At 59.9% G+C, this 20,432-nt stretch carries 22 protein-coding genes and 1 pseudogene; 17 read left to right on the top strand and 6 right to left on the bottom strand.

All coding sequences use genetic code 11. From position 1 onward, the window contains the following. Positions 1-32 precede the first annotated feature (32 nt). The 6 genes from hslU (at position 33) to ACA079_RS01815 (ending at position 7,291) form a co-directional block, all read left to right on the top strand. Positions 33-1,373 carry an ATP-dependent protease ATPase subunit HslU gene (hslU, locus tag ACA079_RS01840; protein WP_497702386.1) on the top strand — a complete coding sequence of 447 codons (1,341 nt, stop codon included), beginning with the start codon at positions 33-35 and terminating at the stop codon, positions 1,371-1,373. Positions 1,374-1,579: 206 nt separating this feature from the next. Continuing rightward, complete coding sequence (locus ACA079_RS01835) at positions 1,580-1,960, top strand: gamma-butyrobetaine hydroxylase family protein (RefSeq protein ID WP_033055352.1); 381 nt, start codon at positions 1,580-1,582, stop codon at positions 1,958-1,960. A gap of 257 nt (positions 1,961-2,217) precedes the next feature. Then, complete coding sequence (phaC, locus tag ACA079_RS01830) at positions 2,218-3,897, top strand: class II poly(R)-hydroxyalkanoic acid synthase (protein WP_497702385.1); 1,680 nt, start codon at positions 2,218-2,220, stop codon at positions 3,895-3,897. 62 nt (positions 3,898-3,959) lie between these two features. Continuing rightward, a complete protein-coding gene (gene phaZ / locus ACA079_RS01825; RefSeq protein ID WP_046052139.1) occupies positions 3,960-4,814 on the top strand; it encodes a poly(3-hydroxyalkanoate) depolymerase in 855 nt (284 codons plus the stop codon). Between the two features lie 114 nt (positions 4,815-4,928). Beyond that, positions 4,929-6,611, top strand: a complete 1,683-nt coding sequence (gene phaC / locus ACA079_RS01820) for a class II poly(R)-hydroxyalkanoic acid synthase (RefSeq protein WP_497702384.1) — start codon at positions 4,929-4,931, stop codon at positions 6,609-6,611. Positions 6,612-6,670: 59 nt separating this feature from the next. Beyond that, on the top strand, positions 6,671-7,291 hold the full coding sequence (locus ACA079_RS01815) for a TetR/AcrR family transcriptional regulator (protein ID WP_415772855.1): 621 nt from the start codon (positions 6,671-6,673) through the stop codon (positions 7,289-7,291). Positions 7,292-7,455: 164 nt separating this feature from the next. Here the strand turns inward: ACA079_RS01815 and ACA079_RS01810 are convergent, their stop codons facing one another. From ACA079_RS01810 to ACA079_RS01800, 3 genes are all read right to left on the bottom strand, one after another. Further along, complete coding sequence (locus ACA079_RS01810) at positions 7,456-8,286, bottom strand: phasin family protein (RefSeq protein WP_497702383.1); 831 nt, start codon at positions 8,284-8,286, stop codon at positions 7,456-7,458. A gap of 10 nt (positions 8,287-8,296) precedes the next feature. After that, positions 8,297-8,719, bottom strand: a complete 423-nt coding sequence (locus tag ACA079_RS01805) for a phasin family protein (RefSeq protein WP_497702382.1) — start codon at positions 8,717-8,719, stop codon at positions 8,297-8,299. Between the two features lie 231 nt (positions 8,720-8,950). Beyond that, positions 8,951-9,226 carry a polyhydroxyalkanoic acid system family protein gene (locus tag ACA079_RS01800; RefSeq protein ID WP_497702381.1) on the bottom strand — a complete coding sequence of 92 codons (276 nt, stop codon included), beginning with the start codon at positions 9,224-9,226 and terminating at the stop codon, positions 8,951-8,953. 155 nt (positions 9,227-9,381) lie between these two features. Between ACA079_RS01800 and ubiE the strand changes: the two genes are divergently transcribed. The 11 genes and pseudogenes from ubiE to ACA079_RS01745 all read left to right on the top strand — a co-directional run bounded on the left by ubiE (position 9,382) and on the right by ACA079_RS01745 (position 17,578). Then, complete coding sequence (ubiE, locus tag ACA079_RS01795; RefSeq protein ID WP_007948968.1) at positions 9,382-10,152, top strand: bifunctional demethylmenaquinone methyltransferase/2-methoxy-6-polyprenyl-1,4-benzoquinol methylase UbiE; 771 nt, start codon at positions 9,382-9,384, stop codon at positions 10,150-10,152. Next, positions 10,152-10,775: a ubiquinone biosynthesis accessory factor UbiJ gene (locus ACA079_RS01790; protein ID WP_111449382.1), complete on the top strand. Its 624-nt coding sequence runs from the start codon at positions 10,152-10,154 to the stop codon at positions 10,773-10,775. The genes ubiE and ACA079_RS01790 overlap by 1 nt, the downstream gene beginning before the upstream one ends. Continuing rightward, entirely contained in the window at positions 10,772-12,376 is a 1,605-nt protein-coding gene (gene ubiB, locus ACA079_RS01785) for a ubiquinone biosynthesis regulatory protein kinase UbiB (protein ID WP_497702380.1), read from the top strand. The genes ACA079_RS01790 and ubiB overlap by 4 nt, the downstream gene beginning before the upstream one ends. Before the next feature lie 80 nt (positions 12,377-12,456). After that, the gene (gene hisI / locus ACA079_RS01780; RefSeq protein WP_497702379.1) at positions 12,457-12,858 is read left to right on the top strand and encodes a phosphoribosyl-AMP cyclohydrolase; all 402 of its coding nucleotides are present in this window, start codon (positions 12,457-12,459) and stop codon (positions 12,856-12,858) included. After that, positions 12,851-13,183: a phosphoribosyl-ATP diphosphatase gene (locus tag ACA079_RS01775; protein ID WP_008047820.1), complete on the top strand. Its 333-nt coding sequence runs from the start codon at positions 12,851-12,853 to the stop codon at positions 13,181-13,183. The genes hisI and ACA079_RS01775 overlap by 8 nt, the downstream gene beginning before the upstream one ends. A 25-nt stretch (positions 13,184-13,208) precedes the next feature. After that, a complete protein-coding gene (locus ACA079_RS01770) occupies positions 13,209-13,487 on the top strand; it encodes a twin-arginine translocase TatA/TatE family subunit (protein WP_129439192.1) in 279 nt (92 codons plus the stop codon). Between the two features lie 10 nt (positions 13,488-13,497). Then, positions 13,498-13,959 (top strand): Sec-independent protein translocase protein TatB, encoded by a 462-nt coding sequence (gene tatB / locus ACA079_RS01765; RefSeq protein ID WP_497702378.1) that lies wholly within the window; start codon positions 13,498-13,500, stop codon positions 13,957-13,959. Continuing rightward, positions 13,956-14,750, top strand: a complete 795-nt coding sequence (gene tatC, locus ACA079_RS01760) for a twin-arginine translocase subunit TatC (RefSeq protein ID WP_415772843.1) — start codon at positions 13,956-13,958, stop codon at positions 14,748-14,750. Before tatB ends, tatC begins: the two co-directional genes overlap by 4 nt. Then, the gene (locus ACA079_RS01755) at positions 14,747-15,454 is read left to right on the top strand and encodes a 16S rRNA (uracil(1498)-N(3))-methyltransferase (RefSeq protein ID WP_497702377.1); all 708 of its coding nucleotides are present in this window, start codon (positions 14,747-14,749) and stop codon (positions 15,452-15,454) included. The genes tatC and ACA079_RS01755 overlap by 4 nt, the downstream gene beginning before the upstream one ends. Before the next feature lie 186 nt (positions 15,455-15,640). Then, a pseudogene (locus ACA079_RS01750) lies at positions 15,641-16,720 on the top strand (methyl-accepting chemotaxis protein); the annotation flags it as partial. Beyond that, entirely contained in the window at positions 16,706-17,578 is an 873-nt protein-coding gene (locus tag ACA079_RS01745) for a methyl-accepting chemotaxis protein (RefSeq protein WP_497704265.1), read from the top strand. The pseudogene ACA079_RS01750 and the gene ACA079_RS01745, both read left to right, overlap by 15 nt. Positions 17,579-17,731: 153 nt before the next feature. Here the strand turns inward: ACA079_RS01745 and ACA079_RS01740 are convergent, their stop codons facing one another. From ACA079_RS01740 to ACA079_RS01730, 3 genes are all read right to left on the bottom strand, one after another. Next, positions 17,732-18,466, bottom strand: a complete 735-nt coding sequence (locus ACA079_RS01740) for an amino acid ABC transporter ATP-binding protein (protein WP_046045596.1) — start codon at positions 18,464-18,466, stop codon at positions 17,732-17,734. Continuing rightward, positions 18,459-19,418 carry an amino acid ABC transporter permease gene (locus tag ACA079_RS01735; RefSeq protein WP_497632476.1) on the bottom strand — a complete coding sequence of 320 codons (960 nt, stop codon included), beginning with the start codon at positions 19,416-19,418 and terminating at the stop codon, positions 18,459-18,461. The genes ACA079_RS01740 and ACA079_RS01735 overlap by 8 nt, the downstream gene beginning before the upstream one ends. Before the next feature lie 173 nt (positions 19,419-19,591). After that, on the bottom strand, positions 19,592-20,389 hold the full coding sequence (locus ACA079_RS01730) for a transporter substrate-binding domain-containing protein (protein WP_497702376.1): 798 nt from the start codon (positions 20,387-20,389) through the stop codon (positions 19,592-19,594). Positions 20,390-20,432: the final 43 nt, after the last annotated feature.

Here is a 20,432-nt window from a genome sequence, read left to right as displayed (position 1 = left end):
GGCTCACTTTTACTTGAGGACCGCCAATTACTATGTCCATGACTCCCCGTGAAATCGTCCACGAACTCAATCGCCATATCATCGGCCAGGACGATGCCAAGCGCGCCGTCGCCATCGCGCTGCGTAACCGCTGGCGCCGGATGCAGCTGCCTGAAGAGCTGCGCGTTGAAGTGACCCCCAAGAACATCCTGATGATCGGCCCGACCGGTGTCGGTAAAACCGAGATTGCTCGTCGCCTGGCCAAACTGGCCAACGCGCCGTTCATCAAGGTCGAAGCGACCAAGTTCACCGAAGTCGGCTATGTCGGTCGCGACGTTGAATCGATCATTCGTGACCTGGCCGATGCGGCGATCAAGCTGCTGCGCGAACAGGAAATGACCAAGGTTCGCCACCGCGCCGAAGACGCCGCCGAAGAACGCATCCTCGACGCGCTGCTGCCACCGGCACGCATGGGCTTCAGCAACGACGACGCCGCACCGTCGGCCGACTCCAACACCCGTCAGCTGTTCCGCAAGCGCCTGCGCGAAGGTCAGCTGGATGACAAAGAGATCGAAATCGAAGTCGCCGAAATGGCCGGCGTCGATATCTCCGCGCCACCGGGCATGGAAGAAATGACCAACCAGTTGCAAAGCCTGTTTGCCAACATGGGCAAGGGCAAAAAGAAAAGCCGCAAGATCAAGGTCAAGGAAGCGCTGAAACTGGTGCGTGACGAAGAAGCCGGTCGCCTGGTCAACGAAGAAGAGTTGAAGGCCAAGGCACTGGAAGCGGTCGAGCAGCACGGCATCGTGTTCATCGACGAAATCGACAAAGTTGCCAAGCGCGGCAACTCCGGTGGCATCGACGTCTCCCGTGAAGGCGTACAGCGCGACCTGCTGCCGCTAATCGAAGGCTGCACCGTCAACACCAAACTGGGCATGGTCAAGACCGACCACATCCTGTTCATCGCGTCCGGTGCGTTCCACCTGAGCAAGCCGAGCGATCTGGTGCCTGAGCTCCAAGGTCGCCTGCCGATTCGTGTCGAACTGAAGGCGCTGACGCCTGAAGATTTCGAACGCATTCTCAGCGAACCGCACGCGTCGCTCACCGAGCAGTATTGTGCCCTGTTGAAAACCGAAGGCCTGGTAATCGAGTTCCAGCCGGACGGCATCAAGCGTATCGCCGAGATCGCCTGGCAGGTCAACGAGAAGACCGAGAATATCGGTGCCCGTCGCCTGCACACGCTGCTTGAGCGTCTGCTTGAAGAGGTGTCGTTCAGCGCCGGTGATCTGGCCAGCGCCCACGACGAAAAGGCGATCCTGATCGACGCCGACTACGTCAACAGCCACTTGGGCGAATTGGCGCAGAACGAAGACCTGTCCCGTTATATCCTGTAGGTCACCTTCTGTGTGAGCGGGCTTCTGTGGCGAGGGAGCTTGCTCCCGCTGGGTCGCGAAGCGGCCCCAAAATCGGCGAATGCGGTTTATCAGCAAAACCCCATTCGCCGGATTTACGACTGCTGCGCAGCCGAGCGGGAGCAAGCTCCCTCGCCACAGGATCACCCACCGACACAGGGCCTCCATTAAGACGGACGACCGGCCCCATGACGACCCAACTCCCCACCGACATCAAACTGCACAAAGCCTCGAAAACCCTGTCGCTGAAATACGCGTCCGGCGAGGAGCATCACCTGCCCGCCGAGTTCCTGCGCGTGCACTCTCCTTCCGCCGAGGTCCAGGGCCACGGCAAACCTATCCTGCAATTTGGCAAGATCGGCGTAGGCCTGACCAAGGTAGAACCGGCCGGTCAGTACGCACTGAAATTGACCTTCGACGACGGCCACGACAGCGGCCTGTTCACCTGGGAATATCTGTACCAGCTAGGCGTGCGCCAAGAGGATCTCTGGAACGATTATCTTGCCGAACTCAAAGCCGCCGGAAAGACCCGCGATCCGAACGAATCCATCGTCAAGCTGATGCTCTAGCTCGGGCCTTTCGCTCATTAGAGGGCATTTTCTAATTCCATCTGTTTGAATGCTCCGCTTCCGGGCCGACGATTGGCCTGCTTGCGAAAAAAATTAAACTCGGGTAACCAATGGATCTGGCAAGGTCCCTGCAGTGCTCTCTGAACTAAAAAGCAGCGATGCAGAATTAACGGTCACCCGAGTAGTAGTACCTGGCATTGGCTGTGGACTGCACAGCTGGACCCAGGTACTCGTCTCAGGACAATGGAGCGTCGTAGATGAGTAACAAGAATAACGATGACCTGAAAGTACAGGCCTCGGAAAATACCTTGGGGCTGAATCCGGTCGTTGGACTGCGTAGAAAAGATCTGTTGGGCTCTGCCCGCATGGTGCTGACCCAGGCCATCAAACAACCGATTCACAGTGCAAAGCATGTCGCTCATTTCGGTATCGAACTGAAGAACGTGCTGTTCGGCAAATCCGCGCTGCAACCGACAAGCGATGACCGTCGCTTCCACGACCCGGCCTGGAGCCAGAACCCGCTCTACAAACGTTATTTGCAAACTTACCTGGCGTGGCGCAAGGAGCTCCACGACTGGATCGGCGAAAGCAACCTCTCGCCCAAGGACGTCGCACGCGGGCATTTCGTGATCAACCTCATGACCGAAGCCATGGCCCCGACCAACAGTGCAGCCAACCCGGCGGCGGTCAAACGCTTCTTCGAAACCGGTGGCAAAAGCCTGCTCGACGGCCTTTCCCATCTGGCCAAGGATCTGGTGCACAACGGTGGCATGCCGAGCCAGGTCAACATGGGCGCGTTCGAGGTTGGCAAGAGCCTGGGCGTCACCGAAGGCGCGGTGGTGTTTCGCAATGACGTGCTGGAGCTGATCCAGTATCGGCCGACCACCGAACAGGTGCACGAGCGCCCACTGCTGGTGGTGCCACCGCAGATCAACAAGTTCTATGTTTTCGACCTGAGCCCGGACAAGAGCCTGGCGCGCTTCTGCCTGCGCAACAACATGCAGACGTTCATCGTCAGCTGGCGCAACCCGACCAAGGAGCAGCGCGAGTGGGGTCTGTCGACCTACATCGAAGCGCTCAAGGAAGCGGTCGACGTGGTCACCGCGATCACCGGCAGCAAAGACATCAACATGCTCGGCGCCTGCTCTGGAGGCATCACCTGCACCGCCCTGCTGGGCCACTACGCCGCGCTCGGCGAGACCAAGGTCAACGCCCTGACGCTGCTAGTCAGCGTGCTGGACACCACCCTGGACAGCGACGTGGCACTGTTCGTCGACGAGCAGACCCTCGAATCCGCCAAGCGCCACTCCTATCAGGCCGGCGTACTGGAAGGCCGCGACATGGCGAAAGTTTTCGCCTGGATGCGCCCCAACGACCTGATCTGGAACTACTGGGTCAACAACTACCTGCTGGGCAACGAGCCGCCGGTGTTCGACATCCTGTTCTGGAACAACGACACCACACGGTTGCCCGCAGCGTTCCACGGCGACCTGATCGAGATGTTCAAAACCAACCCGTTGATCCGTCCCGACGCACTGGAAGTGTGCGGCACACCGATCGATCTGAAGCAGGTCACTGCCGACATCTTCTCCCTGGCCGGCACCAACGACCACATCACCCCGTGGAAGTCCTGCTACAAGTCGGCGCAACTGTTCGGTGGCAAGGTTGAATTCGTGCTGTCCAGCAGCGGGCATATCCAGAGCATTCTGAACCCGCCGGGCAATCCGAAATCACGCTACATGACCAGCACCGAGATGCCGGTCAAGGCCGAGGAGTGGCAAGAGAACTCCACCAAGCACACCGATTCCTGGTGGCTGCACTGGCAGGCATGGCAAGCCGAGCGTTCCGGCAAGCTGAAGAAGTCTCCGAGCAGTTTGGGCAACAAGGCTTATCCGGCGGGCGAAGCTGCGCCGGGCACCTATGTGCATGAGCGGTAATTGAAGTAACACACGTGGGAGCGGGCAAGCCTGCTCCCATACACACCTACAGGGCTCCGCGCATGCCGCAACCGTTCATATTTCGTACCGTCGACCTGGATGGCCAGACCCTCCGCACGGCGGTACGCCCCGGCAAGCCTCACTTGACGCCCTTGCTGATTTTCAACGGCATCGGCGCCAACCTGGAGCTGGTGTTTCCGTTCGTCGCGGCGCTGGACCCGGACCTGGAAGTCATCGCCTTCGACGTCCCTGGTGTCGGCGGTTCGTCGACGCCAAGGCGACCGTATCGCTTTCCGGGCCTGGCGAAACTCACGGCGCGGATGCTCGACTATCTCGACTACGGGCAAGTCAACGTAATCGGTGTTTCCTGGGGGGGCGCCCTGGCCCAGCAGTTCGCTTACGACTATCCCGAGCGCTGCAAGAAACTCGTTCTGGCGGCCACGGCGGCTGGCACGGTGATGGTGCCGGGCAAGCCGAAAGTCCTGTGGATGATGGCCAGCCCACGACGCTACATCCAGCCGTCTCACGTGATTCGCATTGCGCCGATGATCTATGGCGGTGCGTTCCGTCGCGATCCAACCCTGGCCGCCAGCCATGCCGCCAAGGTCCGCTCGGCCGGCAAACTCGGTTACTACTGGCAGCTGTTCGCCGGCCTCGGCTGGACCAGCATTCACTGGTTACACAAGATCCACCAGCCAACCCTGGTGCTGGCCGGTGACGACGATCCACTGATTCCGTTGGTCAACATGCGGTTACTGGCCTGGCGGATTCCCAACGCCCAGTTGCACATCATCGATGACGGGCATCTGTTTTTGATTACCCGGGCCGAAGCAGTGGCACCGATCATCATGAAGTTTCTCGAGGAAGAACGTCAGCGTGCCGTGATGCATCCGCATCCCGCGCCATTGGGCGGCTAATCGGCCCATTGTCAGTCGGGAAGACGCAGCGCCGCGCAACAATCCGCAACAGCGTCTATGGTGTTCTGGTTCGGTGTATCTGTATTTGGCCTGAAGACGAAGGAGTGTTGATTCATGCGCGAAAAACCAGCGAGGGAATTTTTGCCCACTCCCGCCGCGTTCATCAACGCACAGAGTGCGATTACCGGCCTGCGTGGCCGGGATCTGTTTTCCACCCTGCGCAGCGTTGCCGCCCATGGTTTGCGCAACCCGGTGCACACCGCCCGACACGCCTTGAAGCTGGGCGGTCAACTGGGCCGCGTACTGCTGGGTGAAACCCTGCACCCGACCAATCCGCAGGACAATCGCTTTGCCGACCCGGCGTGGAGCCTCAACCCTTTTTATCGCCGCAGTTTGCAGGCCTACCTAAGCTGGCAGAAGCAGGTCAAACACTGGATCGACGACAGCAACATGACCCCGGACGATCGCTCCCGCGCGCACTTCGCGTTCGCCTTGCTCAACGACGCCATGGCACCGTCCAACAGCCTGCTTAATCCGCTGGCGATCAAAGAGATCTTCAACTCCGGCGGCAACAGCCTGGTGCGAGGCATAAGCCACCTGGTCGACGACTTCCTGCACAACGACGGTCTGCCCAGACAAGTCACCAAGCAAGCTTTCGAGGTCGGCAAAACGGTCGCCACCACTACGGGCTCCGTGGTGTTTCGCAATGAGCTGCTGGAGTTGATCCAGTACAAGCCCATGAGCGAAAAGCAGTATTCCAAACCGCTGCTGGTGGTGCCGCCACAGATTAACAAGTACTACATTTTCGACCTGAGCCCGCACAACAGCTTCGTCCAGTTCGCCCTGAAGAACGGCTTGCAAACCTTCATGATCAGCTGGCGCAATCCGGATGTGCGTCATCGCGAATGGGGGCTGTCGACGTACGTCGAAGCCGTGGAAGAAGCGATGAATGTGTGCCGGGCGATCACTGGTGCTCGTGAGGTCAATCTCATGGGCGCCTGCGCGGGCGGGCTGACCATTGCCGCGCTGCAAGGCCATTTGCAGGCCAAGCGACAACTTCGGCGGGTGTCCAGCGCGACCTATCTCGTGAGCCTGCTCGACAGTCAGATGGACTCGCCTGCGACCCTCTTCGCCGACGAACAGACGCTTGAAGCGGCCAAGCGTCGCTCCTATCAGAAAGGCGTGCTGGACGGTCGCGACATGGCCAAGATCTTCGCCTGGATGCGCCCCAACGATTTGATCTGGAGCTATTTCGTTAACAACTACCTGTTGGGCAAAGAGCCGCCGGCGTTCGACATCCTTTACTGGAACAACGACAACACACGTTTGCCGGCAGCCTTGCATGGCGACTTGCTGGACTTCTTCAAACACAACCCGCTGAGTCATCCGGGTGGTCTGGAAGTGTGTGGCACACCGATCGACTTACAGAAAGTCAACGTCGACAGTTTCAGCGTGGCGGGCATCAATGACCACATCACCCCGTGGGATGCGGTGTATCGCTCGGCCCTGCTGCTGGGCGGCGAGCGACGCTTCGTGTTGTCCAACAGCGGCCATGTGCAGAGCATTCTCAACCCACCATCAAACCCGAAAGCCAACTTCGTCGAGAGCACGAAGCTAAGCGGTGACCCACGGGCCTGGTATTACGACGCCAAGCAAGTCGACGGCAGTTGGTGGACCGAATGGCTGGGCTGGATTCAAGAACGTTCAGGCGCGCTAAAAGAAACCCACATGGCGCTTGGCAACCAGAACTATCCACCGATGGAAGCGGCACCCGGCACTTATGTGCGCGTGCGCTGACTGACAACGAACCACGGCCGGCGCCGGCCGTGGCATGACTCGACCATTAAGAAGACTGGATGAAAACCCGCGACCGGATTCTCGAATGTGCTTTGCAGTTGTTCAATCAGAAGGGCGAGCCGAACGTCTCCACCATGGAAGTTGCCAACGAAATGGGCATCAGCCCGGGCAACCTCTACTACCACTTCCACGGCAAGGAACCGTTGATTCTCGGACTGTTCGAGCGCTTCCAGGCCGAATTGACGCCCCTGCTCGATCCTCCGGCCGATGTGGAACTTGCACCGGAAGATTACTGGCTGTTCCTGCACCTGATCGTCGAGCGCCTGGCCCATTACCGGTTTCTGTTCCAGGACCTGTCGAACCTCGCCGGGCGCTTGCCGAAACTGGCCAAGGGGATACGTAACCTGCTCAACGCGTTGAAGCGCACGCTGGCTTCGTTGCTCGCACGATTGAAGGCTCAGGGGCAATTGGTCAGCGATACCCAGGCGCTGGGGCAGCTGGTGGAACAGATCACCATGACGCTGCTGTTCTCGCTGGACTATCAGCGGATTCTTGATCGCGAGGGTGAGGTGAGGTTGGTGGTGTACCAGATCATGATGCTGGTGGCGCCGCATTTGCTGCCGCCGATCAAGGTGGCGACGGAGCAGTTGGCGCTCCAATACCTCGAAGAACACGAATAACTCTTTGTAGGAGCTGAGCTTGCTCGCGATGGCGGTGTGTCAGCCAACATAATGCCGACTGGCACACCGCCATCGCGAGCAAGCTCGGCTCCTACAGGGAATTGCCGCGCACAAACAAAAACGCCCGACCTTTGCAGGCCGGGCGTTTTCTTGAGCCCTGAAAATCAGGACTGACTGGTTGGCGTCGAAGGAGCTGGCGCGACAGTCGGGGTTGCAGCAGGGGTCGGCGCAGTAGCAGAGTTCGATGTGCTGACCGGCGCCGGGGTTGCCGGTTTGGCGGCAGCCACTGCTGGTTTTGGTGCAGCCGCTTTCGGAGCTGCCGGCTTTTTCACCGCTGGCTTCTTCGCTGCGGCAGGTTTGGCCGCTGGCTTGGTAGCGGGCTTGGCCGCTGCAGTTTTGGCAGCCGGTTTAGCGGCTGGTTTTGCTGCTGCTTTGGCCGCTGGCTTGGCTGCTGCAGGTTTCGCTGCGGCAGTTTTGGCCGCTGGTTTGACAGCCGGTTTAGCGGCAGCTTTAGCCAGTGGTTTGGCAGCAGACTTCGCCGCAGGTTTGGCCGCCGCGGTTTTCGCCGCAACAGGCGCGACCTTGGCACCGGTGAGTTTTTCGATTTGCTTGGTCAGGGTATCGACCTTGCTGTGCAGTGCTTTGACTTCATTGCGGCTCGGTACCCCCAGGCGCGAAATGGCGCTGTTCAGACGCTTGTCGAAAGCCCCTTCCAGCTCATCCCACTTGCCCAGTGCGCGATCTTTCACGCCGCTGATGCGCGACTTGGCCGACGAAGCAGAGTCCTTGGCAGCATCGACTTTCTTGCCGACAGCGCTCTTGGTGAGCTTCTCGGCTTTCTCGCCGTCTTTAACCAATGTATCGAAGAGTTTGCTGCCGTCAGTGTCGATCTTCGAGTACACGCCTAAACCAGCCAGCCAGATTTTGCGGGAGTAGTCTTCGACTTTCCCGATCCACGAGCTGCCTTCTTTTTCGGTGTTCTTTTTACCAGCCATCCCGTTCTCCTTAAGATTTACGCGCGACGCGTTCGAGCAATGCCGTCAGCTCATCGAGCTTGGCAGAGAGTGTCTCAACGTCATGTTTAGACGGAATGCCGATACGATTCAAGGTACTTGCGACACGCGAGTCAAAAGCCTTCTCGACCTTGTCGAGTTGAAGTTCGACCTTACCTTTGAAAGTAGTGACTTCACTCTTGGCTTCATCGATCTCGGCATTGGCCGCTTCAAGTTTCTCGGCAACTACTTTTTTGCCTTTCTTTTCAACATCTTGACCGGCTTTGATCAACTCTTGAAAGTACTCGCCGCCCTCTTGCCCGACCTTGGTGTAGGCACCCAGGCCTGCCAGCCAGATCTTGCGGGCATAAGATTTAACGTCGCCCAGAGCAGCTGTCGAAGCGTCGATTTTTTTCTTCAAAATAACTTTGGCCATGGTGCACCTCACGCGCAGAAGGTTTGAGGAACTGCCCGCGAAAGTGTCGGGCTCAGGCACAAAGTAGTGAGAATAATTAGAAACGGCACCCTAACAACTGACACAAATCGGTGATGCCCCACCACTCACCTGTAGGAGCAAAGCTTGCTCGCGATGCAGACACCGCGGTATTTCAATTAGTCCGTGGTGATGCCATCGCGAGCAAGCTTTGCTCCTACAAAAAAGCGTGAGTTATGTGAGGGCTTTATCGAGGGCCTTTTCGATTTCCGATTTGATGGTGCCGCTCATGGCCGACATCAACAGGCCAAGTTCGACATCGACCTTGATCGAATCCTCGCCCACATACACCGCGCCTTTCACACCGGAGCGTCTGAGGTTCAGCGTGTCGCCGGACCATTGCGGCTCCAGGCCATATTGATCGGACAGTTTCTGCGCCAACTGGTCGGCCTTCTCGCGGGCCGCTTCCTTACCCAGGCCGTGGGAACGCTCAACACTAATACGGGCCATCGAATGACTCCTGCTTTATGAATACTTTCCTGAAGCATCTTGACCGCTACTGCGGCAAAACGTCCCGGTGGTTACCTATCTTACCTGCAGCCTTGCCAAGACAAAGCAGGCCACCGGGATTAGAATGTCCCGCATTCTCTTTTGGTGACAGCGATATGACTGATCAGCGCAAAGGCAGCGATGCCGAACCCACCACTCACTTCGGCTTCAAAAACGTTCCGGAAAGCCAGAAAGCGGAAAAAGTCGCTGAAGTTTTCCACTCGGTAGCCGCCAAGTACGACTTGATGAACGACCTCCTGTCGGGCGGCATGCACCGTCTGTGGAAGCGTTTCGCGATCGAGCTGTCGGGCGTTCGCACCGGTAACCGCGTGCTGGACATCGCCGGCGGTACCGGCGACCTGACCAAGAAGTTCTCGCACCTCGTTGGCCCGACCGGCCAGGTCGTGTTGGCCGACATCAACGAATCCATGCTCAAGGTCGGTCGTGACCGCCTGCTGGATCTGGGTGTGGCCGGCAACGTCGAATTCGTTCAGGCCGACGCTGAAAAGCTGCCGTTCCCGGACAACCATTTCGACTGCGTGACCATCGCTTTCGGCCTGCGCAACGTGACCCATAAAGAAGACGCCCTGCGCTCGATGCTGCGCGTACTGAAACCGGGCGGCCGTTTGCTGGTGCTGGAGTTCTCCAAGCCAACCAACGCGCTGATGTCCAAAGCCTACGACGCCTACTCGTTCGCCTTCATGCCGCTGATGGGCAAGCTGATCACCAACGACTCGGAAAGCTATCGCTACCTGGCCGAATCGATCCGCATGCACCCGAATCAGGAAACCCTGAAGTCGATGATGGTCGAGGCCGGTTTCGACCGCGTGACCTACCACAACATGACCGCAGGCATCGTCGCCCTGCACCGTGGCATCAAACCCTGATGTTGCTGGCCGGTCTGCTCGCCAGCGTTGAACTCGGTCTGAACCGGGTGCTGCGTCTCGACAGCACGGCGCTGCCGCGGCTGGCACATTTGAGTGGCAAGGTGATTGCCGTCGACTGCCGCAGCCCGGCGCTGCAAGTGTTCATCCTGCCCAGCGACGAAGGCTTGATGCTGGCTTCGCACTGGGAAACCGGTGCCGACTGCACCTTGCGCGCACCGGCCTCCAGCCTGCTGAAACTGGCCATGAGCAAGGACAAGACTTCGGTCCTGCATGCTCCTGAAGTCGAACTCGACGGCGACAGCGGCGTGCTGCTGGAACTGGCGGCGATCCTTCAGGACCTTGAGCTGGACTGGGAGTACGAACTCTCGCGCTGGCTGGGACCGGTCGCCACGCAACTGCTCGGCGGTCATCTGCGCAGTCGCGCACGCTGGTATCAGCAAGGGTTCGCCAGCCTGAACCAGAACCTTGGCGAGTACCTGGCCGAAGAATCGCGCACCCTCGTCGGTCAACGCGAAGCCGAAGCCCGTTTCAGTGAACTGGACCAGATCAAACTCGATCTGGAACGTCTCGAGGCGCGTTTCGAGCGCCTTTCCCGATCCCTCGACCCAAGCGATAACGCATGAAGCTGCTTGCCGTCCGCCGTCTGTTGCGCATCCAGCGCGTTGTGATTCGCTACCGCCTCGATGACCTTTTGTTCGCCCTGCCACTGCCATGGTTTCTGCTGGCGCTGCGCTACGCCTTGCCGTGGCGCTGGTTCCCGCGCAAGACGCTGGACCTGAGCCGTGGCGCGCGATTGCGTCTGGCGTTGCAGGACCTGGGACCGATTTTCATCAAGTTCGGGCAAATCCTGTCCACCCGCCGCGACTTGCTGCCGGAAGACATCGCCGATGAGCTGATGAAGCTGCAGGACCGCGTGCCGCCGTTCGACTCGCAAGTGTCGGTCAATCTGATCGAAGAACAGCTCGGCAAAAAGATCAGTGAAGTGTTCAGCCGTTTCGACGTCGAGCCGCTGGCCTCGGCCTCGGTAGCCCAGGTGCATGCCGCGCAGCTGAAAACCGGTGAAGAAGTGGTGGTCAAGGTGATCCGCCCGGGCCTGAAACCGATCATCAAGCAGGACCTGGCGTGGCTGTTCATCCTCGCCCGCGCCGCCGAAAAGCTCTCGGCCGACGCGCGCCTGCTGCACCCGGTGGACGTGGTCCAGGACTACGAAAAAACCATCTACGACGAACTCGACCTGCTGCGCGAGGCGGCCAACGCCAGCCAGTTGCGACGTAACTTCGACGGTTCGCCGCTGCTCTACGTGCCGCAAGTCTATTGGGACTGGTGCCGGCCGAAAGTGCTGGTGATGGAGCGCATCTACGGCATTCAGGTCACCGACCTGGCGACCCTGGCCGACCAGCGCACCGACATGAAAATGCTCGCCGAACGCGGCGTCGAGATCTTCTTCACCCAGGTGTTCCGCGACAGCTTCTTCCACGCCGACATGCACCCCGGCAACATCTTCGTCAGCACCGTGAACCCGTGGAGTCCGCAGTACATTGCGATCGACTGCGGCATCGTCGGCAGCCTGACCCCGGAAGACCAGGACTACCTGGCGCGCAACCTGTTCGCGTTCTTCAAGCGTGATTACCGTCGCGTCGCGCAGTTGCACATCGATTCGGGCTGGGTACCAGCGGAAACCAAACTCAATGAATTCGAGGCGGCGATCCGCACCGTGTGCGAGCCGATCTTCGAAAAACCGTTAAAAGATATTTCCTTCGGTCAGGTGCTGATGCGCCTGTTCCAGACCGCTCGACGCTTCAACATGGAAGTGCAGCCGCAGCTCGTTTTGCTGCAAAAAACCCTGCTGAACATCGAAGGCCTGGGCCGTCAGTTGTACCCGGACCTCGATTTGTGGAACACCGCCCAGCCGTTCCTCGAACGCTGGATGCGTGAGCGCGTCAGCCCCAAAGCCTTGATCGGCAACGTGCAGAGCCAGTTCGAACAGCTTCCGCACCTGGCCAACATGGCCCGTGACCTGCTCGAACGCATGTCCCAGCCCCACGCCTACGACCCGCCGCCACCGTGGCACCGTCGCAAGGACGATTGGCTGCTGCGACTGCTCGGCTGTGCGCACCTGGCCGGCGGCACCATACTCGCTGCCGGTGGGCCGCTGAACGAACTGGGTCATTGGCCGGCCGGCATCATGGTGGCGGTCGGTTTGTATCTGGTCGTTCGCCGATAGCCAGCGCCCCCGCACGCTGGCACACTGTTTCAACGCTTGGGTTCTACTCATGAAGTGTGGAACCGCTGTCGGAGTCGAAGATGAAAAACTGGCTGGACGAGATCAAGTGGGACGCCGATGGCCTTGTGCCGGCGATTGCCCAGGATCACAAGACCGGGCGCGTCCTGATGATGGCCTGGATGAACCGTGAAGCGCTGGAACTGACTGCTGCCGAGAACCGCGCCATTTACTGGTCACGTTCCCGCGGCAAGCTGTGGCGCAAGGGCGAAGAGTCCGGCCACGTGCAAACTCTGCAGGAGATGCGCCTGGACTGTGACGCCGACGTGATCATCCTGATGGTCGAGCAGATCGGCGACATCGCTTGCCATACCGGCCGTCAGAGCTGCTTCTACCGCGTCTTCGAGAACGGCGACTGGAAAACCGTCGACCCGGTGCTCAAAGACCCGCACGCCATCTATTCCGCAGGACACAGCCATGAGTGACACTCTGACCCGTCTGGCCGAAGTGCTGGAAGAGCGCAAAGGCGCCGCCGCCGACAGCTCGTATGTCGCCAGCCTGTACCACAAGGGCTTGAACAAGATTCTGGAAAAAGTCGGCGAAGAGTCGGTCGAAACCATCATTGCTGCCAAGGATGCCGCCATCAGCGGTGACTGCAGCGATGTGATCTACGAAACCGCCGATTTGTGGTTCCACAGCATGGTCATGCTCGCCCAACTGGGGCAGCATCCACAGGCTGTACTCGATGAACTGGACCGTCGTTTCGGTCTGTCCGGACACGCTGAGAAAGCCTCGCGCCCGTCCGCCTGAACAACTATTAGAGAGGAGCAGCAACATGGGCATTTTTGACTGGAAACACTGGATCGTCATCCTGGTTGTTGTCGTGCTGGTGTTCGGCACCAAGAAACTGAAAAACCTGGGCACTGACGTCGGTGAGTCGATCAAGGGCTTCAAAAAAGCCATGAACGATGAAGACAAGCCAGCTGACCCGACGGTAACCCCGGCCCAACCGGTTCCACCCGTTCAGCCACAGACCACGCAGTCTGTGAACCAGCCGCACACCATCGATGTGCAGGCGCAAAAAGTCGAAGAGCCGATCCGCAAAGACGTGTGAGCACTGACTAATGTTTGGTATCAGCTTCTCTGAACTGCTGCTCGTCGGCCTCGTGGCCCTGCTGGTGCTGGGCCCCGAGCGGCTGCCGGGGGCTGCGCGCACCGCCGGCCTGTGGGTCGGCCGCCTGAAGCGCAGCTTCAACGCGATCAAAACGGAAGTTGAACGTGAAATCGGTGCCGACGAGATTCGTCGGCAACTGCACAACGAGCACATTCTGTCGCTGGAGCAGGAGGCGCGGAAGATTTTCACGCCGACTCAGCAAGAGGCCACACCGGTTCAGCCGGTTGAACCTGTGGCGGAGCAGACGATTCATGCTCCGATTGCAGAAGCTACACCTGTCGCGGCACCGAGGGAAACAGTGAAAGCTGTTGAACCGGCACCGCTTGTCGCGACCGTAGAACCTGTTGCTCCTGCTGCCGCGCCGACAACGCCGGCTCCTCACGACACCACTTTGCCGCCGCGAGTCTCATGAGCGATCTCCCCGAAAATGACCAGCACATGCCGCTGGTTTCGCACCTCACCGAGTTGCGTACCCGCCTGCTGCGTTGTGTAGCGGCGATCTTCATCATCTTCGCCGGGTTGTTTGCCTTCACCCAGCAGATCTACACCTTCGTCTCCACGCCGCTGCGTCAGTACCTGCCCGTGGGCGCGACGATGATCGCCACCGATGTTTCGTCGCCGTTCCTGACGCCACTCAAGCTGACGATGATGGTCTCGCTGTTCCTGGCGATCCCGGTGATCCTGCATCAGATCTGGGGCTTTATCGCGCCAGGCCTGTACAAGCATGAGAAACGCATTGCGGTGCCGCTGCTGGTGTCCAGCATCCTGCTGTTCTACACCGGCATGGCGTTCGCCTATTACCTGGTGTTCCCGCTGATCTTCAAATTCTTCGCCGCTGCCACCCCGGCCGGCGTGGAAATGATGACCGACATCAGCAGCTACCTCGACTTCGTCATGACGCTGTTCTTCGCCTTCGGCGTAGCGTTCGAGATTCCGGTGGCCGTGGTGCTGCTGGTGTGGATCGGCGTGGTCAACGTCGCTTACCTGAAGAAAATCCGCCCGTACGTGGTCATCGGCTGCTTCGTGGTCGGCATGATCCTGACGCCGCCGGACATCTTCTCGCAGACACTGTTGGCCGTACCGATGTGGCTGCTGTTTGAAATCGGCATCCTGTTCGGCAGCCTGATCACCAAACGCGGCGAGCACCCGGACGACCAGCCGGCCGACGATCACAACGACCAGCCGCCAGCGACTCAACCGTGAACCTGCTGCTTCTCGAAGAGGCCGACTTCATTGCGGCCGACCGGGCGATCCTGCGTGATCGCCGGTTGACGCACATGCAGGAAGTCCACCGCTCCGTTGTCGGTGACAGCCTGCGGGTCGGCCGTATCGGCGGGCTGATGGGGTCGGCCGAACTGCTGCGCCTGGACGCCGATGAAGCCGAATTGCGCGTCACCCTCGACCAGCCACCACCGGCCAAGCTGCCGCTGACCCTGGTGCTGGCCCTGCCACGGCCGAAAATGCTGCGTAGGGTGTTTCAGACCGTGGCGGCCATGGGTGTGCCGCGAATCATTCTGGTGAACAGCTATCGCGTCGAGAAGAGCTTCTGGCAAACCCCGTTCCTGGAGCCCGAGGCGATTCGCGAACAACTGATCCTCGGCCTTGAACAGGCCCGGGACAGCGTGCTGCCGGAAGTCGTCATCGAGAAGCGCTTCAAGCCGTTCGTCGAAGACCGTCTGCCGGCGATCACCGAGGGCACCCTCGGCCTGGTCGGCCACCCCGGCAACTACCCGCCCTGCCCTCGTGGCCTGAACGAACCGGTGACCCTGGCCATCGGCCCCGAAGGCGGCTGGATTCCTTACGAAATCGACCTACTGGGCAAATCCGGCCTGCAACCGGTGCAGCTCGGCGACCGCATCCTGCGGGTCGAAACCGCCGTCACTGCGCTGCTCGCACGCCTTTTCTAAAACCAGACACTATCCCTGTGGGAGCGAGCTTGCTCGCGATAGCGGTGGGTCAGTCAACGCATGGGTTAACTGGCAGTCCGCCATCGCGAGCAAGCTCGCTCCCACAGGAAAATTCGTCGCCCGAACCAACGTGTACGCCTACAGATTCCCGCCCGCCAGCCGATACAGTTCCCATAAAACCAACAAATGGTTCGAGGGAGTTGCAGCATGTACCGATGGCTAGCCGAGAAACTGGGGAACGTCAGCGTCAATCGCAAACTGGGTGTCGGCTTCGGTCTGGTGCTGCTTCTTACCTTGTTGATCACCTTCACCGGTTGGACCGGCCTGAGCAGCGTGATGAGTCGCGGCGATAAGCTGGGGTTTATTGCCAGCCTCAATGACCTGACCAAAGACCTGCGCCTGGCCCGTCTGGATTACGAAATGCGTCGCGGCGAACAAGGCCCCGGAGCGGTCAACGACCTGCTCGGCCAACTCGATACCGGCCTGAAAACCGCGCGCACGCTGATCGAACAACCGGCCGACGTTGCCATGATCGACCAGCAACTGGCCGCCGTCAGTGAGTACAAACAAGCCTTCACGGCCATGACCCAGGCCGGCGCCACCCGCGAAGACGCCCGCGGCAAACTCGGCGCCACAGCTGACAACGCCGTGGCCCGTGTCGCCGAAGTCGAAAAATCCATGCTGCAAGGTGACAGCGTCGCCGATTTCAACAGCGTGATCGACCTGAGCAAACTGATCCAGCAAGCGCGCTTTCAGGTGCGCGGTTACACCTACAGCGGCAAAACCGAAGCAGAGCAACCCGCTCTGGACGCCATCGACAACGCGTTGAAAAACCTCGAAAGCCTGCCCTCCAAACTGCCGGAACAGCACATCGCCAACCTGCAGCAAGCGACGGACGCGTTGAAAGCCTACCGCGCCGCCGTCAGCCAATTCCGCGACTCTCAGGTCGCCAGCGCCGCAGCCCTCCAACGCATGGCCGATCAAGGCCAGATCCTGCGCGACACCAGCAAAAAACTTACCGTGTCGCAAACCATCGTCCGAGACACCGACGCCGCGCACGCCAAAAACCTGCTGCTGCTGGCCACCGTCCTGGCGCTCGCCTTTGGCATGCTTGCCGCTTGGGCCATCACTCGCCAGATCGTGATTCCCCTGAGCCAGACCCTCAAAGTGGCGGAGCGTGTTGCTGCCGGCGACCTGACCCAAAACCTTATCTCTGAGCGTCAGGACGAACTCGGCCAGCTACAGCGTGCCATGCAGAGCATGACCCTGGGCCTGCGCGAGTTGATCGGCGGCATCAGTGACGGCGTCACGCAAATCGCCAACGCTGCCGAAGAACTGTCGGCAGTCACTGAGCAGACCCGCGCCGGGGTCAACAGCCAGAAGGTCGAGACCGACCAGGTGGCCACCGCCATGAACGAAATGACCGCCACCGTGCAGGAAGTCGCGCGTAACGCCGAAGAAGCCTCCGAAGCCGCCGTCGCCGCCGACCAGCAGGCCCGCGAAGGTGACAAAGTGGTCGGCGAAGCCATCGCCCAGATCGAGCGTCTGGCGAAAGAAGTCGGCAACTCCACCGAGGCCATGGGTCATCTCAAACGCGAAAGCGACAAGATCGGCAGCGTGCTCGACGTGATCAAATCCGTGGCCCAGCAAACCAACCTGCTGGCCCTCAACGCCGCCATCGAGGCCGCCCGTGCCGGTGAGGCCGGACGTGGTTTTGCGGTGGTCGCCGACGAAGTCCGCAGCCTGGCCCAGCGCACCCAGAAGTCCACCGAAGAAATTGAAGAGCTGATCGTCGGCCTGCAAACTGGCACCCAGCAAGTCGCGACCATCATGGACAACAGCCGCAGCCTGACCGACAGCAGCGTCGAACTGACCCGCCGCGCCGGTGGCTCTCTGGAAAGCATTACCCGCACCGTCTCAGCGATTCAGTCGATGAACCAGCAGATCGCTGCAGCGGCAGAACAGCAGAGCGCGGTGGCTGAAGAGATCAACCGTAGTGTTCTGAACGTGCGCGACGTGTCAGAGCAGACCTCGGCAGCCAGTGAAGAGACCGCGGCCTCCAGCGTTGAGCTGGCGCGGTTGGGGACGCATCTGCAGATGCTGGTGGGACGGTTCAAGGTTTGAGGTGATGCGAGTGCCTCGGCTCGCTTGGGACCGAGGTGATGCCATCGCGGGCAAGCCCTGCTCCTACAGTTTGTTGTTTACCGCAAGAATCGGGCACAACATCAAACTGTAGGAGCAAGGCTTGCCCGCGATGCTTTTAGGCCGGCGCTGAAGTTAGAGGACCTGCCGCAAAAACGCCTGAGCTCGCGGATCCTTCGGCGCATCGAAGAATTCGGCCGGTGAAGCGTCTTCCAGCAATTTGCCGTGATCGAAAAACAGCACCCGATCCGCCACTTCCCGGGCGAAGCCCATTTCGTGGGTGACACAAACCATGGTCATGCCTTCCACCGCCAGGGTTTTCATCACGTCCAGCACTTCGCCGACCATTTCCGGGTCGAGGGCCGAGGTCGGCTCATCGAACAGCATGACCTTCGGCTCCATGGCCAATGCCCGGGCGATGGCCACGCGCTGTTGCTGACCGCCGGACAGGCGCGACGGAAACTCGTTGGCCTTCTGCGCAATACCAACCTTCTCCAGCAACGCCAAGGCCTTGGCCTCGCGCTCCTTCTTGCCGCGCTTGCGCACGACTTTCTGGGCCAGGCAGAGGTTTTCCAGCACGGTCATGTGCGGGAACAGGTTGAAATGCTGGAACACCATGCCGACTTCGCGGCGATAGGCATTCACGTCGGTTTTCGGGTCGGCCAGTTGCAATCCGTCGATGCTCACCGAGCCCGAGTCGAACTCTTCCAGGCCATTGAGGCAGCGCAGGAAGGTCGACTTGCCGGAACCGGACGGGCCGATCACCACCAGCACTTCCCCCTTGGCCACGTGCGTCGAAACGTTATCCACCGCGCGAACCACGTGGCCGCGGGTGTCGAAAACTTTTACCAGATCGCGGACTTCAATCACTTTGTGCGAGCCTCCGCTCAAGCCGGCTGGCGATTTTCGACAGCGGCAGGTTGATCAACAGGTACAGACCGGCCACGCAGAACAGGATTTCGAACGGCGAGAACGAGGTGGTAATGACTTCGCGACCGCTTTTCAGCAGTTCGGTAATGGCGATCACCGACACCAGCGAGGTGTCCTTGACCAGACTGATGAACTGGCCGGCCAGCGGTGGCAGCACTCGTTTGAACGCTTGCGGCAGCACCACGTGGCGCATCGACTGACCAGCGCTCAGGCCCAGGGAGCGCGCGGCTTCGTTCTGGCCACGGGCGATGGATTGCACGCCGGAACGGATGATTTCCGCCACATAAGCGCCAGTGAACAGCGACAGCGCGGCAATCCCGGCGAACTCCCGGGAGAGGTTCATCACGGTGCCGATGAAGAAGTAGAAAATGAAGATCTGCACCAGCAGCGGCGTACCGCGGACCAGTTCGACGTAGATCGTCGAGAGATCGCGCAAGGTCGGGTTGCTCGACAGTCGGCACAGGCCCGTGGCCAGGCCGATCAGCAGACCGAGCACACCTGAAACCACGGACAACCACAAGGTGGTCCAGAGCCCCCACATCAGCGGTCCGGCGGCCCAATGACGGGTCACGCCAATCACGTCGCCTTCGGCCACGTCATCACCTTGGGCGACTTGCAGGCTGTTGTCGTCGACGGTCAGGTGCTGCTCTGTACCGGCATCATTGCGCAGGGTGACTTCAGCCTTGTCGCCCTTGCGCACCAGTTCGCTGACGGTGGAGATATCGGCGGCACGCTGGGATTCTTCGGCGTGATAGGCGAAGTATTGCGGCACACGGTTCCAGCGCCATTCGTAGGACATCAGCGAGGTGGCGTAATACAACGCGCCGGCCAGGCCGATCAGCAGCAGCACGGTTAACACGTGCCACGGCCATTGGGCTTTTTTCTGTTTCATCTGTAAGCAGATTCCGAAATTTGTGTCGCCAAGGAGGGCGCCATCGCGAGCAAGCTCGCTCCCACAGGATCTGCGCCGTAAACAAAGGTTGTGTTCACATCGATCAACTGTGGGAGCGAGCTTGCTCGCGATTGGAGCGGCGCGGTGTTACTGATTCACCGCTGCAGAAATCCTTATTCCATGTCCTTGAGCCAAGCGGTGTCTTTGAACCACTTGTCATGGATGCGATCGTAGGTGCCGTCTTCGTGGATCTGGCGCAGGAAGTTATTGATGAAGTTGATGCTGTCGTAGTCACCCTTCTTCAGACCGAAGGCCAAAGGCTCGTAGGTGAACGGCTTGTCGAGGAACACCAGTTTGCCGGCACCGACCTTGTTCACGGCCACGACGTTGTAAGGCGCGTCGTAGATGAAGGCGTCGGCCTTGCCGTTGACCACGTCGAGCACGGCTTCTTGCTCGTTGTCGTAGCCGTGGTAGTTGGCTTTGGAAATAAGCTTTTTGGCGACCATCTCGCCGGTGGTGCCGAGCTTGGAAGTGATGCGGTAGTCGGCGGTGTTCAGGTCTTTATAGGACTTGATGGTGCCTTCCAGCTCCTTGCGGATCAGCAGGGTCTGGCCCACCACGATGAACGGTTCGCTGAAGTTCAGGCGCAGGTTGCGTTCCTGGGTCAGGGTCATGCCGCTGCCGATCATGTCGAACTTGTCGGTCAGCAGGGCCGGGATGATGCCGTCGTAGCCGGTGGAAACCATCTCCAGCTTGACGCCCATGGCCTTGGTCATGGCTTTGAGGATGTCGACTTCGAAGCCGATGATCTCGCCGCGCTTGTTGGTCATTTCGAACGGCATGTAGGTCGGGTCCATGCCGACTTTCAGCGTGCCGCGCTTGACCGCGTCATCGATAGCACCGGCGTGTGCCGCGTTGACTGCAACCAATGCCGTGACGCCGACCAGCAGCATCGAGAGATACTTCTTCATCATCAAGTCCCCAAAACCATCGCGTTGTGAGGCGCGCAAACCG

The sequence above is a fragment of the Pseudomonas sp. LBUM1645 genome (assembly GCF_059716185.1).
Note: the sequence above shows the minus strand (reverse complement) of the source record. Positions and strands in the feature narration are given on the sequence as shown.